Origin of the sequence: Streptomyces sp. A1277 (assembly GCF_004795015.1) — a bacterium.
In the GTDB taxonomy this organism is placed as follows: domain Bacteria; phylum Actinomycetota; class Actinomycetes; order Streptomycetales; family Streptomycetaceae; genus Streptomyces.
Window position 1 is genome coordinate 14505 of record NZ_SSBI01000057.1, and the last position, 19202, is coordinate 33706.

The 19202-nt window shown below is 75.0% G+C and carries 10 protein-coding genes and 2 pseudogenes; 11 read left to right on the forward strand and 1 reads right to left on the reverse strand.

Going from position 1 to position 19202, the window contains the following annotated elements; genetic code table 11:
- The first annotated feature begins 12 nt into the window (after nt 1–12).
- From E6R18_RS29640 to E6R18_RS29690, 11 genes and pseudogenes are all read left to right on the forward strand, one after another.
- Entirely contained in the window at nt 13–3840 is a 3828-nt protein-coding gene (locus tag E6R18_RS29640) for a condensation domain-containing protein (RefSeq protein WP_136319964.1), read from the forward strand.
- A gap of 168 nt (nt 3841–4008) precedes the next feature.
- Entirely contained in the window at nt 4009–11163 is a 7155-nt protein-coding gene (locus tag E6R18_RS29645; RefSeq protein WP_136319965.1) for a non-ribosomal peptide synthetase, read from the forward strand.
- On the forward strand, nt 11160–11375 hold the full coding sequence (locus E6R18_RS29650) for an MbtH family protein (protein ID WP_136319966.1): 216 nt from the start codon (nt 11160–11162) through the stop codon (nt 11373–11375). The genes E6R18_RS29645 and E6R18_RS29650 overlap by 4 nt, the downstream gene beginning before the upstream one ends.
- A gap of 209 nt (nt 11376–11584) precedes the next feature.
- Entirely contained in the window at nt 11585–11998 is a 414-nt protein-coding gene (locus E6R18_RS29655; protein WP_136319967.1) for a cobalamin-dependent protein, read from the forward strand.
- A complete protein-coding gene (locus tag E6R18_RS29660) occupies nt 11995–13308 on the forward strand; it encodes a methylaspartate mutase (RefSeq protein WP_136319968.1) in 1314 nt (437 codons plus the stop codon). The genes E6R18_RS29655 and E6R18_RS29660 overlap by 4 nt, the downstream gene beginning before the upstream one ends.
- 45 nt (nt 13309–13353) lie before the next feature.
- A complete protein-coding gene (locus E6R18_RS29665; RefSeq protein ID WP_136319969.1) occupies nt 13354–14358 on the forward strand; it encodes an asparagine synthetase A in 1005 nt (334 codons plus the stop codon).
- Nucleotides 14355–15653: a glutamate synthase-related protein gene (locus E6R18_RS29670; protein WP_136319970.1), complete on the forward strand. Its 1299-nt coding sequence runs from the start codon at nt 14355–14357 to the stop codon at nt 15651–15653. Before E6R18_RS29665 ends, E6R18_RS29670 begins: the two co-directional genes overlap by 4 nt.
- Nucleotides 15650–15994, forward strand: coding sequence for a hypothetical protein (locus E6R18_RS29675; RefSeq protein WP_136319971.1), 345 nt, complete (start codon nt 15650–15652; stop codon nt 15992–15994). Before E6R18_RS29670 ends, E6R18_RS29675 begins: the two co-directional genes overlap by 4 nt.
- Nucleotides 15995–16103: 109 nt before the next feature.
- Nucleotides 16104–17402: an MFS transporter gene (locus E6R18_RS29680; protein ID WP_136319972.1), complete on the forward strand. Its 1299-nt coding sequence runs from the start codon at nt 16104–16106 to the stop codon at nt 17400–17402.
- A gap of 7 nt (nt 17403–17409) precedes the next feature.
- Nucleotides 17410–18171, forward strand: coding sequence for a 4'-phosphopantetheinyl transferase superfamily protein (locus tag E6R18_RS29685; RefSeq protein ID WP_136319973.1), 762 nt, complete (start codon nt 17410–17412; stop codon nt 18169–18171).
- A gap of 239 nt (nt 18172–18410) precedes the next feature.
- A pseudogene (locus tag E6R18_RS29690) lies at nt 18411–18734 on the forward strand (transposase); the annotation flags it as partial.
- A gap of 114 nt (nt 18735–18848) precedes the next feature.
- On the opposite strand, the pseudogene E6R18_RS35125 reads toward E6R18_RS29690, so the two are convergent.
- Nucleotides 18849–19061: pseudogene (locus tag E6R18_RS35125) on the reverse strand (MFS transporter); the annotation flags it as partial.
- Between the last annotated feature and the right edge of the window lie 141 nt (nt 19062–19202).

The window sequence follows — 19202 nt, forward strand, 5'->3', positions numbered from 1 at the left end:
GGAGCAGCAACCGTGATCCCCCTCTCGTACGCGCAGCACCGGCTGTGGTTCCTGAACCGCCTCGAAGGCGCCTCGGCCGCCTACAACGCGCCCGTCGTGATGCGGCTGGAGGCGACGCCCGACCGGCGGGCCCTGGAGGCGGCGGTGCGTGACGTGGTGGATCGCCACGAGGTGCTCCGCACGGTCTACCGGGCCGAGGACGGGGAGCCGTACCAGCACATCGTCGGCGATCCCGACGTGCGGCTGGAGACCGAGGAGTGCGCCCCCGGCGACGAGGTGGACGCGCGGGTCACCGCCTTCGTGCGCCTCCCCTTCGACGTCACCCGCGACCTGCCGCTGCGGGCCAGGTTGTTCACCGTGCACGACGGGACCGCGGTCCTGGTCCTGCTCGTGCACCACATCGCCACCGACGGCTGGTCCGTCGGCTGCCTGCTCACCGACCTCGACCGGGCCTACCGGGCCCGGTGCGAGGGCCGCGCCCCCGGATGGGATCCACTGCCCGTCCAGTACGCGGACTACGCCCTGTGGCAGCGGGACATGCTCGGAGACCCCGGCGATCCCGACAGCACGGCCCATGAGCAGCTCGCCCACTGGCGGGCGGCGCTGGACGGCGTACCGGCCGCGACCCGGCTGCCCGCCGACCGCCCGCGACCCGCCGAGCCCAGCCACCGGGGGGCCCTGGTCACCGCCCGCCTCGGTGCCGCCGCCCACAAGGCGCTCGCCGGCACCGCACGCGCCCACCGCGCGACGTTCTTCATGACCGCCCGGGCCGCCCTGTGCGTCGCCCTGCGGGCGGCCGGGGCGCAGGCGGACGTGGTGGTGGGGACGCCGGTCGCGGGCCGGCCCGAGGAGGATCTGCACGACCTCGTCGGATTCTTCGTCAACTCCCTCCCGTTGCGCGCCGATCTGTCCGCCGACCCGGACCTCGGCACGCTGCTCGACCAGGTCCGCGAAGGGGACCTGGCCGCCATGGCCCACGAGGACCTGCCGTTCGACCTGCTGGTCGAGGACCTCGACCCGGAACGGTCGCTCGGCCTGCACCCCTTCTTCCAGGTGATGCTGACCACGCAGACCGCGCAGGACACCACCTGCCGTCTCGGCGCCGTGTCCGGCACCCTCGACGCCGCGGACCTGGCCACCGCCAAGTTCGACCTCAGCTTCAACTGTGCCGAGACGTACCGCCCCGACGGCGAACCCGACGGGGTACTGCTCGGCCTCCAGTACGCGACCGACCGCTACGACGAGGAGACCGCGCACCTGCTCCTCGCCCTGTTCCGACGTGCGCTGACCGCCTACGCCGAGCAGCCGGCCGGCACACCGCTGAGCCGGACCGGCCTGCTCTCCGCGTCGGAGCGCGAGGCGATCGACCGCCGTCACGAGGCCCTGACCCGGGCCGAGCAGCGGAACGCCGCCACCCCCGGCGAGCCGCGCGACGGCGACACCCCGCCCACCCGCTCCGCGGCCGACCCCCGCGAGGAGATCCTTCGCGGCCTGTTCGCGGAGGTGCTGGGCCGCGACGAGGTGGGGCCGGGCGACAGCTTCTTCAAGCTGGGCGGGCACTCCCTGCTCGCCGGGAAGCTCACCAACCGCATCCGCAAGGCGCTGGGCGTCCAGGCCGCCATCCGCGACGTCTTCCTGGCGCCCACCCCGGCCCGGCTGCTGCGCCGGCTGGACGAGCAGGGCGACGGGCGCGTACGTCCGCCTCTGCGGCCGGTGCCCGCCGCCCTGCGGCCGGCGCGTCTTCCGCTGTCCGCCGCGCAGCAACGGCTGTGGTTCGTCGGCCAGCTGGAGGGCCCCAGCGCCACCTACAACATCCCGGTGGTGACCCGGCTGCGCCGCCCGGTCGGCCGGGCCGCCTTCGCCGCCGCCCTCGCCGACGTCGTACGCCGGCACGAGGTGCTGCGTACGGTGCACAGGTCGGCGGGCGGCGAGCCGTACCAGGAGGTGCTGGAGCACGCCGAGCCGGTGCTCGACGTGGTGCGGACGGACGGGCCGGACGAGCTGCGCGCCGCCGTGGACGCCGCGGCCGGTCATGTCTTCGACCTCGCCGCCGAGATCCCCTTCCGGGCCTGGCTCCTGGAGGACTCCGGCGGGGACCAGGTGATGGTCCTGCTGGTGCACCACATCGCCGGTGACGGCTGGTCCACCGGCTGCCTCCTCGCCGATCTCGCCGCCGCCTACGCGGCCCGCGCCGAGGGGCGCGTACCGGGGTGGCAGCCGCTTCCCGTCCAGTACGCCGACTACACGCTCTGGCAGCACGAGCTGCTGGACGGTGAGCACGGCGTCGCCGCCGAGCAGCTCGCGTACTGGCGCACCGCGCTCGACGGGATGCCTCCGCTGCTCGCACTGCCCACCGACCGGCCCCGCGGGCCCGAACCGGACGGCGGGGGCGCGCTCGCCCCGTTCGAGGTGAGCGCCGCGACCCACCGGGCGCTGCTGCGGTGTGCGCGGGGCAGCGGCGTCACCCTGTTCATGGTGGTGCAGGCCGCGCTCGCCGCCCTCCTCACCCGGCACGGGGCGGGCGAGGACCTGGCGATCGGCACCACGGTCGCCGGCCGGGCCGACGAGGCGCTGCACCCGCTCGTCGGGTTCTTCGTCAACACGCTGGTGCTGCGCACCGACACCTCCGGCGATCCCGCCTTCACCGAGCTGGTGCGCCGGGTCCGCGACACGGGACTGGCCGCCTACAGCCACCAGGACCTGCCGTTCGACCGGCTGGTCGAGCATCTGAGCCCGCACCGCTCGACCGCGCACGCGCCGCTCGTGCAGGTGATGCTCCAGGTGCACGCGGCAGGCGCGGGCGATGCCTCCGCCGCCCCGTCGGCGCTGGACGGCGAACCGCTCGCGTTCCGGGGCGCCGGCGCCAAGTCCGATCTCACCTTCGCGCTCACCGAGACGGTCGGCCCGGACGGGAAGCCGACCGGCCTGCGGGGTGTCCTGGAGTACGCCACCGCGCTGTACGACGCGGACACCGCCCGCCTGCTGACCCGGCGCCTCGCCGAAACCCTCGACGCGTTCGCCGCCGACCCGGCAGCCCCGCTCTCCGCCCTGCCGTACGGGCCGTCCGCGCCCGGGGACGGCGGCAGGGAGGTCGTCCTCGACGCGCGGGGGCGCCGTGCTCCCGTCCGCGTACCGGGCGAGGTGCACGAGCCGGCCCCCGGCGGCGGGCTGCGGGCCACCGGGCGGCGCGCCTACCGGGGCGCGGACGGTGTGCTGCGGCCCGTGGCCGTGCACACCGTGGGCGGCTACCCGGTCGAGCCCGGCCAGGTGGAGGGCGTCCTGACCCGGCATCCGGCGGTGACCGGTGTGCGCGTCCTCGTCCGCGACGGGCGGCTCCTCGCGCTCGTCACCTGCGCCCCGGGCACGCCGCCCGCCGAGAGCGCGCTGCGCGCCTGGGCTGCCGAGCGGCTGCCCGAGTACCTGGCGCCGGCCCGGGTGGTGCGGACGGCCTGGCTGCCCGCGCCCGGCGAGGACCCGGCCGTCCTTCCGGAGGAGGAGCACACGCCCGTGCCGGGTACGGGTACCGATGCGCGGCTGCTGGGCCTGTTCCGCGATGTGCTGGGCGGCCGGGACATCGGGGCGGACGACAACTTCTTCAAGTCCGGGGGCCACTCGCTGCTGGCGGTGCGTCTGCTGAACCGCATCCGCAGCGAGTTCGGCCAGGACCTCACCCTGCGCGACGTGTTCCGCAACCCGACGGCGGCCACCCTCTCGCAGCGCCTCGCCGGGGCCGTCGCCGACGGGATCGAGCCGGAGGACGCCGGACCGGCCCCGGCGGACCGCCGCGCGGCCGCACCGGCTCTGCGCCGCCGCACCCGGGCGGGCGCCCGCCGGGGCTGACGGGGTGGGCGGGGGCGGGGAGCGGCAGCTGCGCGCCCCCGCTTTCTGCCGCTCGGAGCTGCCGGGCCGACTGCCGTGGGGGGACGTCCCGGGCCCCTAGCGTGAAGGCACGGAGGCGAGAGGAACCGTTCGCCCCGGTCTCTCGCCTCGACAGAAGGAAAGCCCAGGATGCCCCCCATCGGAACGGAAGACCTGCTGGACGGCGGTCCCTCTCCCTCGCCCGCCCCTCCGGTGCTCGACCTCATCGCCCACCAGGCGCGGACCCGGCCCGACGCGGTGGCCCTGGTCCACGACGACATCCGCCTGACCTACGGCCGGCTCGCCGACGCCGTGCGGGAGCGGGCCCGCGCGCTGGCCGCCGAGGGCGCCGCGCCCGGCCGCCTGGTGGCGCTGCACCGGCCGCGCGGGATCGACGCGGTCGTCGGCCTCCTCGCCGTCCTCGCCACGGGTGCCGCCTACCTTCCGCTCGACGTCCAGGCCCCCGACGCCCGGAACGAGGCCATCCTCAAGGCGGGTTGCGGCGACCTGGCGCCCACCCCGGCCGAGGTGGCCCGCAGCGGCGAGCTGGTCCTGCCCGGTCCCGGCGCACCGGCCGGCGCCGCCTACGTGATCTACACGTCCGGGTCGACCGGCACCCCCAACGGCGTGGTCGTCGCCCACGATTCGCTCGCGCACTTCGTCGCGGGCGCCACCCCCGCGTACGGCATCGGCCCCGCCTCGCGGGTCCTGCAGTTCTCCCCGCTCCACTTCGACGCCAGCGTGCAGGAGGTGTTCGCCACCCTCGGCGCGGGCGGCACCCTGGTCCTGCGGACGGACGACATGCTGGACGTACGTGATCTGCTCGCCGGCTGCGCACGCCACGGCATCACCCTGCTCGACCTGCCGGCCGCCTACTGGCACGAGCTGGTCCACGTCCTCACCACCGGCTCGGTCCGCCTGCCCGACTGCCTGGACACGGTGATCATCTACGGCGAGGCCGCGCTGCCCGAGCGGGTCGCCCAGTGGCGGGGGCTGACCGGGGAGCGGGTGCGGCTGCTCAACGCGTACGGGCCGACCGAGACCACGGTGGTCGCCACGGTCGCCGACCTCACCCGGCACGGTGAAGGTCCCGTCCCCATCGGCCGGCCGCTGCCCGGCGTCCGCGCCGCCGTCGTCTCCGGTGAGCTGTGGCTGCTCGGCGGCGGCCTGTCCCGGGGCTATCTGGACAACCCGGAGCTGAACGCCCGGCGCTTCACGGAGCTCGGCGGCGAGCGCGCCTACCGCACCGGCGACCTGGTCACGATCGGTGAGGACCGCCAGATCCTGTACCACGGCCGCCTGGACGACGAGGTGAAGATCGGCGGGCAGCGCATCGACCCGGCCGCCGTCGACTCCGTCCTGTCGGGCCACCTCAAGGTCCGCGAGGCCGCCGTCGTCGCCCAGCAGGACCCCGACGGCGTCAAGCGGCTCGTCGCGTTCGTCGTCACCGAGGGCGGTGTGGGCGCCGAGGAGCTGCGCGGCCTGGTGCGCGAGCGCATGCCCGCCGCCGCCGTGCCGGCCGCCGTCGGCATCGTCGCCGCCCTGCCCCGTACCAGCTCCGGCAAGATCAACCGCAAGGCGCTGCGGACCACCGATCCGCGTCTGCCGGTCGTCCACGAAGAACCGCTGCCCGCCGAGGACCGGGTGCCGCTCTCCCACGCGCAGCGGCGACTGTGGCTGCTCGACCAGCTCGACGGCCCGTCCTGTGCCTACAACATGCCGATCGTGCTGGAGCTCGACGGTGTGCCGGACCGGGCGGCGCTCGCCGCCGCCGTCACCGACCTGGTGGAGCGGCACGAGGTGCTGCGTACGGTCTTCCTCGCCCCGGAGGAGGAGCCCTACCAGCACGTCCTGGCACCGTCCGTGGTGCGCGCCCGGACCGTCGCGTGCCCGGCCGCCGAACTGCACGCCAAGGTCGCGGAGTTCACGTCCGAGACCTTCGACCTGTCCCGGGAACTGCCTTTGCGCGTGGCGCTGTTCGTACCGGAGGGCGGGGCCGGTGACGGCCCGGCGGCGGTGCTGGCCGTGCTGCTCCACCATGTCGCGGGCGACGGCTGGTCCCTGGCCCCGCTGATGAACGACCTGGCCGCCGCCTACGCGGCCCGCGCCGATGGCCGTACGCCCGAGCAGGAGCCGCTTCCCGTCCAGTACGCCGACTACACCCTCTGGCAGAACGACGTCCTCGGTGCGGCCGACGACCCGGATGCGGCCGTCTCGCGCGGCCTCGCCCACTGGCGCGACGCGCTCGCCGGGCTGCCCGCCGTCACCGACCTGCCGCTGGACCGCCCCCGCCCCGCCGTGCCGGACCACCGCGGCGGCCTGGTCACCGCGCACCTCGAACCGGCGGCCCACACCCGCATCGCCCGGCTCGCCGACGCCCACGGCGCGAGCATGCTGATGGTCCTCCAAGCGGCCCTCTCCCTGGCCCTGCGCGCGGCCGGCTGCGGGGAGCGGGTGGCCCTCGGCACCCCGGTCGCGGGCCGGGACGACGAAGCGCTCGGCGCCCTCGTCGGCTTCTTCGTCAACACCCTGGTCCTGCCGACCGACACCTCCGGCACCCCGGCCTTCACCGAGCTGCTGGACCGGGTGCGCGACACCGACCTCGCCGCCTACGCCCACCAGGGCCTCCCCTTCGACCTCCTGGTGGAGCACCTGAACCCGCCGCGCACGCCCGGCGTGCACCCGCTCTTCCAGACGATGCTCACCCTGCGCACCGCCGCCCCGGCCGACGCCCCCTTCGCCTTCGGCGGTCTGACCGGCCGGTTCAGGGCGGACGGCCCCGCGACCACCAAGTTCGACCTCACGGCCGCGTGCGTGGAGCACCGCGGGGCCGACGGCACGCCCGCCGGCCTCGAACTCGGCCTGGAGTACGCCCGCGACGTCCTCGACGAGGAGACCGCCCGCCTTCTCCTGGGCGCCCTGGAACAGGCCCTGCGTACGGCCGCCGACCGGCCCGACGCACCCGTCACCGACACGGCGCTGCTCGGCGCCGACGACCGCCGGTCGCTGGACGAGCGCCGCGCGCGCACCGCGGCCCTCGCCGCCCGGCAGGCCGCCGACGCCGAAGCGGCCGCGCAGACCGGCGACGGAACGGACGCGGAGCACGTCGACACGTTGCGGGAGATGTTCGCGGAGATCCTGGGCATCGACCAGGTCGGCCCGCACGAGGGGTTCTTCGCGATCGGCGGCCACTCGATGAGCGGGGTGCGCCTCGCCAACCGGATACGGGCCCGCCTGGGCGCCGACGTCCACGTCCGCGATCTGCTGCTGGCCCCGACCCCGGCCGCCCTCGCCCGCCGCATCGCGGACGCACGGGCCGCCGAGGGCGCGGACCCCGGGGCGCCGCCGTCGCTCACCGCCCGCGCCGACCGGCCGGAGCGGCTGCCGCTCTCCTGCGCGCAGCGCCGGCTCTGGTTCATCGACGCGCTCGAAGGGCCCAGTGCCTCCTACAACATCCCGCTGGTGCTGCGCCCCGCCGCACCCCTGGACGCCGATGTCCTGGCCCGCGCCCTGGCCGACCTGGCGGAGCGCCACGAGGTGCTGCGTACCCGCTACCGGTCGGTCGACGGGGAACCGCACCAGGAGATCCTTGCCGCCGCGCGGCCCGTGCTCGACGTCCGCACCGTGCCGGCCGAGCGGTTCCGGGCGGAGGTGGCGTCGGCCGCCGGCCATGTCTTCGACCTGGCCGAGGAGATCCCGCTGCGGGCGGCCCTGCTCACCCCGGACGGCGACGGCGGCGGCCAGATCCTGGTCCTGCTCGTCCACCACATCGCCGCCGACGGCTGGTCCACCGGTCCGCTGCTGGCCGACCTGGCCACCGCCTACGCCGCCCGCGCCGAGGGCCGCGTACCGGGGTGGCAGCCGCTTCCCGTCCAGTACGCCGACTACACCCTCTGGCAGCAGGAACTGCTGGAGGCACCGGCGGCGCAGGACCACCTCGCCTTCTGGGAGCGGGCCCTCTCCGGCGCCCCGCCCGTCCTCGAACTGCCCGCCGCCCGGCCGCGTCCGGCCGAGGCCACCCACCGGGGCGGCCACGCGCCGCTCACCGTGGACGCCGCCACCCACCGGGCGCTGGAGGAGCTGGCCCGGCGCAGCGGCGCCACGCTGTTCATGGTCCTCCAGGCCGCCCTGGCCGCCGTCCTCACCCGCCACGGTGCCGGCACCGATCTGCCGCTGGCGACCATGACGGCGGGCCGCGACGACGAGGCCCTGAGCGATCTGGTCGGCTTCTTCGTCAACACGCTCGTCCTGCGCACCGACACCTCCGGCGACCCGGCGTTCACCGAGTTGCTGGAGCGGGTACGCGACATTGACCTCGCCGCCTATGCGCACCAGGGTCTGCCCTTCGACCGGATCGTCGAACACCTCAACCCGGCCCGTTCCACCTCCCACCACCCGCTGGCCCAGGTCGTCGTACAGCTCCACCACGACTACAGCGCACCCGCCGGCGACGGACCGGTGCTGCGGGCGGAACCGGCCCCGCTGGAGGCCCTGTCCACCAAGTTCGACCTCACCCTCGCCCTGTCGGAGCGGCTGGACGACGAGGGGCGCCCGGCCGGCCTGACGGGCGGTCTGGAGTACGCCACCGACCTGTTCGACACCGCGACGGCCGCCCTGCTCGCGGCGCACGTCGAGCGGTTGCTGCGCGCCGCCGCCGCCGACCCGGGGGTGCGGATCGGTGCCGTGGACCTGCTCACGGACGCCGAACGGTTCCGGTTGGTCGCGGAGTACAACGACACGGCCACCGTGACGCGCGACCGGGCCGCCGTCCACGAGGTGATCGCCCGCCGGGCCGCGCTCACCCCGGAGCTGCCCGCCCTGATCACCGACGCGGAGACCGTCGGCTACGGCGAACTCGACGACCGCGCCCGTGCGTTGGCAGCTCGGCTGCGGGCGGCCGGGGTGCGCGGGGGCGACACCGTCGGGGTGCTGCTGGAGCGCGGGGTGGGGCTGGTGGTGACGGCGCTCGCCGTCCTCAAGTGCGGCGCCGCCTACCTTCCGCTGGACCCGGGGCTGCCCGGGGCCCGGCTGCGGCTGATGGCCCAGGACGCGCGGGTCCGCCTCGTCGCCACGGCCGCCGGGCACGCGCAGGCGGTGGCGTCGGCCGGGAATCCGCCGGTGTTCCTGGTGGACGCGCCCGCTCCGGAGGCCGGGGCGGCGGAGCACGAGGACGTGGCGGTCGGCGGGGACGACCTGATGTACGTGATGTTCACGTCCGGGTCGACCGGCCGCCCCAAGGGCGTCGGCGTCACCCACCGCAACGTGACCGAACTCGCCGCCGACCGGGACACCGCGGCCGGCGCTCCCCGGCGGATGCTGGTCCACTCGGCGACCGGGTTCGACGCGTCCGTCTTCGAGATCTGGGTGCCGCTCCTGAACGGCGGCAGCCTGGTGATCATGCGGGGCGACGGCACCGACCTCGCCGAGACCGACCGCACGGTCCGGGAGCACGGGGTCACCGCCGCCTACTTCACGGTGGGCCTGTTCCATGTGATGGCCGACGAGGCGCTGGACACGCTCCGGCTGCTGCGCGAGGTGTGGACGGGCGGCGACGTCGCCTCCCCGGCCGCCGCCCAGAGGGTCCTCACGCACTGCCCGGACACCGTCCTGGTCCACTCGTACGGCCCCACCGAGACGACCTTCGCCTCGCACAACCAGTGGCTCACCGGCGGCCGGGGCGCCCTGGGCGGCGCGGGGCTGCACCTGGGCCGGCCGATGGACAACACCCGCAGCCACGTCCTGGACGAGGCGCTGCGGCCGGTCGCGCCGGGGGTGCCCGGCGAGCTGTACATCGCGGGCTCGCACGTGGCGCGCGGCTACGTCGGCCGCCCGGACCTGACCGCCGAGCGGTTCGTGCCCGACCCGTTCGAGGCCGACGGCAGCCGCATGTACCGCACCGGCGACCGCGTGGTGTGGACACCGGACGGCGAACTGCGGTTCCTGGGCCGCGCGGACGGTCAGATCAAGCTGCGCGGTGTGCGGATCGAGCCCGGGGAGGTGGAGCACGCGCTCGCCGCCCACCCCTCGGTCGGCCAGGCGCTCACCGTGGTCCGCGAGGACCGGCCGGGCGAGCGGAGCCTCGTCGGGTACGTGGTGCCGCGCGCCGGGAGCACGGTCACCGAGGCGGAAATCCTCACCCTGGCCCGGGCCGCGCTGCCCGGGCACCTGGTGCCGTCGGCGGTCGTCGTCCTGGACGCCCTGCCGCTGACCGCGAACGGCAAGCCGGACCGCCGGGCGCTGCCGGCGCCGGACCGGCCGGCCGCGTCGCACCGGGCGCCGCGCAACGCCCGGGAGGAGGTGCTGTGCGCCCTGTTCGCGGAGACCCTGGGCGAGCCGAGGGTCGGTCTGGACGACAACTTCTTCGCGCTGGGCGGGCATTCGCTGCTCGGGGTGCGCCTGGTGAGCCGGGTGCGGTCGGTGCTGGGCGTCGACCGGTCCGTCCGTGACCTGTTCCGCTCGCCCACCCCGGCCGGGCTGCTCGGTTCGCACGACCACGACGGCACGGCCGGTGCCATGGGCGTCCTGCTCCCGCTGAGCGCCCGCGGCTCCCGGCGCCCGCTGTTCTGTGTGCACCCCGGCACCGGGGTCGGCTGGTCCTACGCCGGTCTCGCCCGCCACCTCGGTGAGGACCAGCCGCTCTACGCGCTCCAGGCCCGCGCGCTCAGTGAGCCCGGCCACCGCCCGCGCACCGTCGAGGAGATGGCGGACGACTACCTGGAGCGCGTCCGGCAGGTCCAGCCCTGGGGCCCCTACCGGCTGCTCGGCTGGTCCTTCGGCGGCATCGTCGCCCACGCCATGGCCGTACGGCTCCGCGAGGCCGGTCAGCGGGTCGAGCTGCTGGCGCTGATGGACGTGCACCAGACCGGCCCCGGCAGCGTGTCGGTCCTGCCGCCCGAGGAACGGGCGGCGGCCTCCGCGGCGCTCCACGAGGACGACCTGCCGGCGGCGGTGGAGCGCGTGCGCCGCGAGGACCCCGTGCTCGGCGGCTTCAGCACCGAGGAGATCCGGGCCGTACTGCGCGCCTCCGAGACCCACGCGGCCCTCATGTCCCGGCACACGCCCGGTGTCGCCGACACCGGCGCGGTCTTCTTCACGGCCCGCAGACCGGGCGAACCGGAAGGCGCGCTGGCCGCCACCTGGAAACCGTTCCTGGAAGGAATGGTCGAGAACCACACCGTGGAATCGAGTCATCTACGGATGACCGAGGAAGAACCTTTTCGGCACATCGGAAGAGTCATCGCGGAGAAACTCTCCGCTCTGCAGGACAAGAACCTGCGGGTCAACGAAACGAGGAGTTATTCATGAGCGACACCGTGAACCCTTTCGACAACTCCGAGGGCACTTTCCACGTCGTGGTGAACGACGAGGGACAGCACGCCCTGTGGCCGGACTTCGCCGACATCCCGGCCGGCTGGACCAGCGTCTGGGGGGTTGGGGACCGCTCCGAGGCGCTGGAGTTCATCACCGCCAACTGGACCGACATCCGCCCCCGCAGCCTGGTCGCCCAGTACGCCTGACCACCCCCATCCCGTGCCGCGCCCCGCAGCTCCTGCGGGGCGCGGCCTTTTCGTATGCCCGGGAACAGCATACGGAAAGGGTGAATGGACACGGTCGGCGAAACCATTCAGGGAAATGATCCGGGGGCGCATTCCGGGCCGGAAACTGCCGCCTGTTACTGCCGCTCGACTTCCGCCCGGGAAGCGTCCGCAAAAATATGATCGAAGGCATGAAGATACTCCTGAGCGGAACCGCTTCGGACTCCCACACCTGGAACCTCGTATATCTCGGGCTGTTCCTGGAGGAGCGGGGGCACGACGTCGTCGCACTGGGCCCCTGTGTGAGCCCCGGTCTGCTCACGGCCGCCTGTCGCCGGCACGCCCCCGACGCGGTCGTGCTCAGCAGCGTCAACGGCCACGGCCACCGGGACGCCCGCGCCGCCGTACGCCAGCTGCGCGCCGAAGCGGACCTGGCCGCCCTGCCGGTGGCCGTCGGCGGCAAGCTCGGCATCGCCGGCCGCTCCGGGGAGGCCGAAGCGGACCGGCTGCGCGAGGCGGGCTGCGACGCGGTCCTCGGTGACGGGCCCGGTGACCTGGAGGCCCTGTGCGCGTTCCTCGCGGCCCGTGCCCGGGTGGTGGCATGAGCGGCGCCCCGCGCCCCTTCGGCGCGTTCGTCGCCGACGCGGCCGCCGCCGGCCGGCTGGTCGTCCAGCCCCGCATGGGCTTCGGCGATCCGCGCGCCATGCGCACCGGCCTGGAGCGGACCAGGGCCGCCACCGCCACGACCGTCGGCACGCTCACCATCGACAGCTACACCCGCGTCGGCGACCTCGCCGGAGCCCGCGCCGCGCTTGACGAGGGCGTCCGGCTCAACGGCTACCCCATCGCCACCCACCCGCTCGCCGTCACCCGCACTCTGCTCGACGGCCTGCACGACGCCGGCTTCCCCGTCCAGGTCCGCCACGGCTCCGCCCGCCCGCAGCCCATCGTGCGGGCCCTGGTCGCGGCCGGGCTGGACGCCACCGAGGGCGGGCCCGTCTCCTACTGCCTGCCCTACGGCCGCACCCCGTTGCGGGAGTCCGTCGCGGCCTGGGCCGAGGGCTGCGAGATCCTGGCCGCGAGCGCACGCCCCGGCTCGGTCCCGCATCTGGAGAGCTTCGGCGGCTGCCTGCTCGGCCAGCTCTGCCCGCCCGGTCTGCTCGTCGCGATGAGCGTGCTGGAGTGCCTGTTCTTCGCCCAGCACGGCCTGCGCAGCGTCTCGTTGAGCTACGCGCAGCAGACCGACCCGGGCCAGGACGAGGAGGCGGTACGGGCGCTGCGCCGGCTGGCCGGTGAGCTGTTGCCGGCGGGCGTGGACCACCATGTCGTCCTCTACACGTACATGGGCGTCTATCCCCGTACCGAGCACGGCGCGACCCGCCTGCTCGAAGCGTCCGCCCGGCTCGCCGTGCGGTCCGGGGCGCGGCGGCTGCTCGTCAAGACGACCGCCGAGTCCCGCCGTATCCCGACCGTGGACGAGAACGTCCGCGCGCTGGAGACCGCCGCCGCGGCCGCCGCTCTCGCCGGTCCGCCGCCCGCCCCGGGGGTCCGCGCGTCCGGGGGCGAGGTCTACGCGCAGGCCCGCGCCCTGGTGGAGGCCGTCCTCGGCCTGCACACCGACCTGGCCCGCGCGCTGCCGGCCGCCTTCGCACGGGGTCTGCTCGACGTGCCGTTCTGCCTCCACCCCGACAACGCCGGCCGATCCCGCAGCGTCATCGGCGCCGACGGGCGGCTGCGCTGGTCGGACACCGGCGCGATGCCGATCCGCCCCGACGCCCCGGCCGACTCCGCGCGGCTCACGGCGGACGGCCTGCTCACCGCCCTCCACCACATGGCCGACCGCTACGACCGGACGCCCTCCGTCCCCGTGGCCGCCCGGCCACCCAGCCGTCTGACGACCCGGCCCACCGCCTGATCACCTCCCCGCCCCCCTGGCCACCGCCACGAACAGGAGCCCGTCATGGACCACGCCCCGCAGCCCGCCGGACCCGTCCTGCCGCCCCCGCTCGGCGAACACCTGCGCTCCCCGCAGCTGCGCGCCGCCATGCTCGTCCAGCAGGAGGCCCTGCAGGCGGCCCGCGACTACCTGCGCGAGGAGGGCTTCACCGAGCTGCTGCCGCCGCTCGTCGGGCCCGTCACCGACCCGGGCGGCCGGGGCGCCAAGGCCCTGGACGTCGACTACTACGGCCGCCCGTACAAGCTGATGACCAGCGCCATCCTCTACAAGCAGGCGTCCCTGCACGGCTTCCCGAAGCTGTTCTACATCGCGCCCAACGTGCGGGTGGAGCCGGAGGAGACCGCCACCACCGGACGCCACCTGGTGGAGTTCCACCAGATCGACGTCGAGATCGCCGGCGCCCGCCGCGAGGACGCCCAGGAGGTCGCCGCCGGACTCCTCACCCGTGTCGCCGAGCACGTATGGACGGCGGTCCCCGGCATCCTCACCGGACTCGGGCGCCTGGAGGCGGACTTCGCGGACGTCCGCAGCGGCAAGTACGACGTGTGCACCCACCAGGAGGCCGTCGCCCGGCTGCTCGCCGTGGGTCATCCGCAGAGCCCGGACAGCGAGATCGACTGGACCGGTGAACGGCTGCTCTCCCTGGAGAGCGACCGCCCGTTCTTCGTCAACGACTACCCCAAGGGCTCGCGCGGCTTCTACGACCGCGAGGACCCCGACCGCCCCGGTGTGCTGCGCAACTTCGACCTCATCGCCCCGCACGGCTACGGCGAGCTGGTCTCCGGCAGCGAACGCGAGTCGGACTACGCGACGATCGTCACCCGGATGCGGGAGAGCGGGGAGAACCCCGCCAAGTACGCCTGGTACCTGAAGGAGGCGCGCGAGGGCATCCCGGCCAGCGCCGGTTTCGGCATGGGCCTGCAGCGTCTGGTCCGCTTCCTGACCGGGCTCGACTCCCTGTGGCAGGTCAGCGCCTACCCGAAGCTCCCCGGGGTGGTGGCCCCGTGAGCGCCCTCACCGCACCCGGCTTCCCGGAACGGCAGATCCGCGCCCGCGCCCGGCGCGGCACCGCCGAGGTCTTCCCCGCCCCCGGCTCGTACGGGGCCGAACTCTTCGGGCCCGACGCCGGGAACGCCGCCGGCACCGACGCGCTCGACCGGGCCCGCATCACCCCGCCCGTCTTCATGCCCGAGCGGCTCGAAAAGCTCATCGACCTGGCCCGCGAGCCCGAGTCCGGCGACGTCGACCTGACCACCCGGACCGGCGGCTTCGCCGCCTCGCTTCCGCTGTACCTGTCCGCGTTCGGGTCCACCCGGGCGGGCAGCGGCGACCTCGCCGTCCACGCCTCGCGCCAGGCCGGCCGGCTCGGCATCCCCATGGTCATCGGGGAGAACATGGTTCCCGTCCACGGCTACCGGCGCGGCGGGGACGCCACCCGCTCCGCCCTCCTCGATCGCATCGACGCCTACCTCGGCGCCGCGCCCGAGGGCGTCGGCGGGGTCGTCGTCCAGCAGTCGACCGAGGACGCCGACTCCGAGGTCTGGAACCTCCTCTACAGCGACCCCGCCACCCGGCCGCTGCTCGAATCCGGCCGCCTGGCCTTCGAGTTGAAGACCGGCCAGGGCGCCAAGCCGGGTCTCGGCGGCATGACCGTCGTCGGGGGCGCGGAGGCGGAGCAGTTGGCGGACCGGTTCACGGTCACCGAGGTGTTCGGCGAGGGCGACGACCGGCGGCTGCGCTGCGCCACGCCCGGCACCTTCACCGACGAGATCCTGCGCCAGCAACTGCGCTTCATGCGGAACAACTTCCCCAAGGCCCGTACCTGGGTGAAGTTCCACCCGGGGCGCGACATCGGGGACGCCGCCCGCACCGCCTGGGCCGCCGGGGCGGACGCCGTCACCGTGGACGGCGCGGAGGGCGGCACCGGCTGGGCCCCCCGGGTCTTCCTGGACCAGGCCGGGCTGCCGCTCGGCGAGTGCCTGCGCCGGATCGGCCGCCCCGACGGCTGCCTGCTCGCGAGCGGCGGCATGTGGGAGGGCGGACGCGCCCTGCGCGCCCTCGCCCTCGGGGCCCGGGCCGTCGGCCTGGGGCGCGCCGCCCTGATCGCGGTGGACGAGGACCCCCGGCACGGCCTGGAACGCCTCGTCGAGAGCATCGCCCTCGAACTGCGGCTGCTGACCAGCGCGTTGGGTAAGTACACGGTCTCCGCGCTGGGCCCCGAGGACCTGTGGTGGCCCGAAAGCCCCTTCGACGGGCGGTCATCGCTCGCCGCCGGGCAGTCCGCCATCGGAGCGGCGCCGTGACCGCCCGTCCGTACCGCCGGCGCGGCCGCAGCGTCCAGGCCCGTTTCCTGGTGCGGGAGCTCCCCGGCATCACCGTCTCCGCCGACGACGACGGCGTACGGGACGCGGAGGGCCGCGACACTCTGGCCCAAGCGGCCCGCCGCGCCGCCGAGCGCACCCTCGCCGAGGCGGGCCGGGGCTACCTCGGCGGCCGCCTGGAACTGCGCACCCACGGCGGCGGCGTGCGCGGCCGCCGGGCCCTGCACGACGCAGCCGGCCGCGCCGCCACCCTGGCCGTCACCGCGACGCTGCGCGGCGACGACACCGGGGTCAGCGTCCGCGCCACCCGAAGACCCCGCTGAACCGCTCACTCCTAGGCCCCTGTCGTCACATGCCCGTCTACCGGACGACAAATTCCCGTCTGCCTCACGACGACAGGCCCCAGCCCTCTCCCTCAGGAAGCCCAACCCCATGACAACGAACCCCTCCGCCCCCTCGTCCGAGGCGGCGTCCGCCCCGGACTGGCGGCGCATCGGCAGCTTCGTCACCGGCCAGGCCGCCGTCCAGTGCGGAAGCTTCGCCCTCCTCATCGCCATGAACTGGACCGCGGTCCAGATCGGCGGGCGGGGCGCCGTGACCCTCGTGATCCTCGCCTCCACGCTGCCGCGTGCCCTGATGCTGCTGTTCGGCGGCGCACTCGCGGACAGCCTCGGCCCACGCGCCGTCCTGCTGCGGGCGACCGCCACCCGGCTCGTCGTCCTCGCCCTCGGTGTCCTGGTCACCGCGGGCGCCGACAGCCTCTGGCCCCTGGTCGCCGTCGCCGTGGTGGAGGGCTCCCTGCTCGGCCTCACCGGTCCGGCATCCGGCGTCCTGCTCACCCGGCTGGCCCCTCAGGAGCACCTGGGCCGCGCAAACTCCCTGTTCTCCATGGTGATGCGGCTCGCGCCGATCGCCGGGTCACCGCTCGGGGCGTGGCTGGTGGTGGCGGGCGCCCTGTCCGACGTCATGATCGTCTCGGCCGCCGGATGCGCCGTCTGGCTCGTCTGCGCCTTCCACGTCACCCACGGCATGCACCGCCCCGAACGCCGCTCCGGGGCGAGCCCCTCGCTGTTGCGGCGCTCCGGTGACGGGCTTCTGCTGCTGGGCGCCCACCCGAAGCTGCGGTGGATGTTCATCGCCTGCTTCTGCATGGACTTCGCGTTCCTGTGGCCGGCCGAGGTCGCCCTGCCGCTGCGCGCCTCCGGCGAGGGGTGGGGCATCGGCTCGGTCGCGGCGGCCCTGACCGCGTTCAGCGCGGGTGCGCTGGCGTCGGCGGCGTTGGGCGCGGCCCTCGCCCACCGCATCCCGGTCCCGGTCAAGCTCCTGGTCACCGGCACCGGACTCGCCGTCGGCATGGGCTCCATGGCGCTGGTCCCGTCCCCGAGCGTCCTGGCGGTCACGGCGTGCGTCGTCGGCCTCTTCTCGGGGCTCAACGGCCCGGCCCTGGTCACCGCGTACCAACAGGCCGTCCCCGAGGGCCGGCTGGGCGCCGCGATGTCCACCTTCTCCCTGTCCAGCATCGGAGCGGCGCCCCTGTCGCTCGCCGTCTTCAGTTCGATCTCCGCCCCGCTGGGCGTGACCGGCACCTGGCTGCTGTGCGCGGCCGTCGCCCTGTTCTCGCCCGTGGCCGCCACCCTCGCGCTGCGCTCCCCCGTGACGCGCACGAACCCCGGCACCGCGGAGGTCACCGCCGCCACCGCCGCCCCCGAGCCCACCGCCACAGCCGTGTGAGGCAGACATGTCCCTGCTGGAACCCAGTCCACCGCCCGCCCTCGACCGCCTGCTCCGCCCGACCGCGCTGCCCCCGCTCCCCGCGGCGCTGCCCCCGCTGACCGGTCCCGGCCCCGGGGCCGCGCAGCTCTGGCTGGTCGCCACCGCCGCGCACGAGGAGAGCGCGACCCGGTACGCCCCGCTCGTCCTCGGCCCCTCGGAGCTGGCCCGGGCGGAGGAGTTCCGCCGCCCCACCGACCGGGCCACCTACCTGTGTGCCCATGTCGGGTTGCGCCGGGTGCTCGGCAACCACCTGGGCGTCGCGCCCCGCACCGTCTCGGTGGCCCGGTCTCCGTGCCCGGGCTGCGGCGGACCGCACGGCCGGCCCGTCCTGCCCGGCGGGCACCTGCACTTCTCGCTGTCGCACTGCGAGGGCCTGAGCCTCATCGCCGTCGCCGCCACCCCGGTCGGGGTGGACGTCGAGCCGGTGCCGAACCCGCGGACCCTGGTCGAGGCGGCCGATGTCCTGCACCCGGCGGAGTCGGCGGAACTCGCCGCCCTCTCCCCCGCGATCCGCCCGGCGGCGTTCGCCCGGCTGTGGACCAGGAAGGAGGCGTATCTGAAGGGGCTCGGCATCGGCCTGGGCGCGGACCCGTCGACCGAGTACGTCGGCGCGGGCGAGGCACCGGCCGCCCCGTCCGGGTGGCTGCTGGCCGACATCGCCGTCCCCCACGGCCACCGGGCCGCGGTGGCGGTCCACCGCCGGGGCATCGGCGCCGGCCCCGACTGACAGTGAGGATGTGAGTGGTGGTTCTGCTGATGCGTCTGACTCGCCGACTGACTGACGTCTTCGACTGTCCTGTTTCGGATTTGTCGGCGCATCGGCGGAGCCACCACGCACGCGGCCGGACGGGCGTTTGTGACTTCATAGGAGCTTGGTCCAGAAGCCCCGTCACTGTCTTGTCCACCCGCCCGACCGGCGCGTGCCGCCCTCGGAACGGACACGCCACAAGGACGGACATGACCAGCATGACGCACGACGGCCCGCAGATCACCGGCGGAGTCGACACCCACGGCCTGACGCACCACGGGGCGGTGATCGACTCCATCGGCCGGCACCTGGCCGACCGCGAGTTCCCCGCCTCCATCCGCGGCTATCGCGACCTGCTCGACTGGATGCGCTCCCACGGCACGCTGACCGCGGTGGGGGTGGAGGGCACGGGTGCCTACGGGGCCGAGCTCGCCCGGGTGCTGACCGCGGCCGGGGTCACGGTCATCGACGTCGACCGGCCGGACCGCAAGACCCGGCGGATGAAAGGCAAGTCCGACCCGATCGACTCCTACGCGGCCGCAACGGCCGTACTTTTCCCGGCGCCGCCGCCCCGCGCCGAAGCGGTCCGCGGTCCGTGGTCCGTGTGCCGACGAGGACGACGGCTCGCTGTGACGCCCTCGCGGCGGGCGTCACAGCGAGGTGGAGGCGACCCGGCCCATCAGGTGGGCGGGGACGATCGCCTGCCGGAGGGAGGGCCCGAGCACCATCGTGGCGCCCGTGCCGGCCCCGCAGACGGCGAGCGCCAGTCCGGCCGCGTAGGGATTCGGGGCGGAGGCCAGCCCCGGGATGGCAATGCCTTCGACGGCTTCCGTGCAGGTCAGTGCGGTGCCGGTGCCGAGGCGTCGGCCTCTCGTCGCCCGGAGGGCATGCGAGTAATGGTCAACGTTTCTTGACCATGGTGCAACGGGTTTCGCGCGCACCTTCCCGATCCACCGTGGCGGCCACTCGGCCCACACCGGCTGGCGTGCCCGGCGCCCCGCCCCGATGCT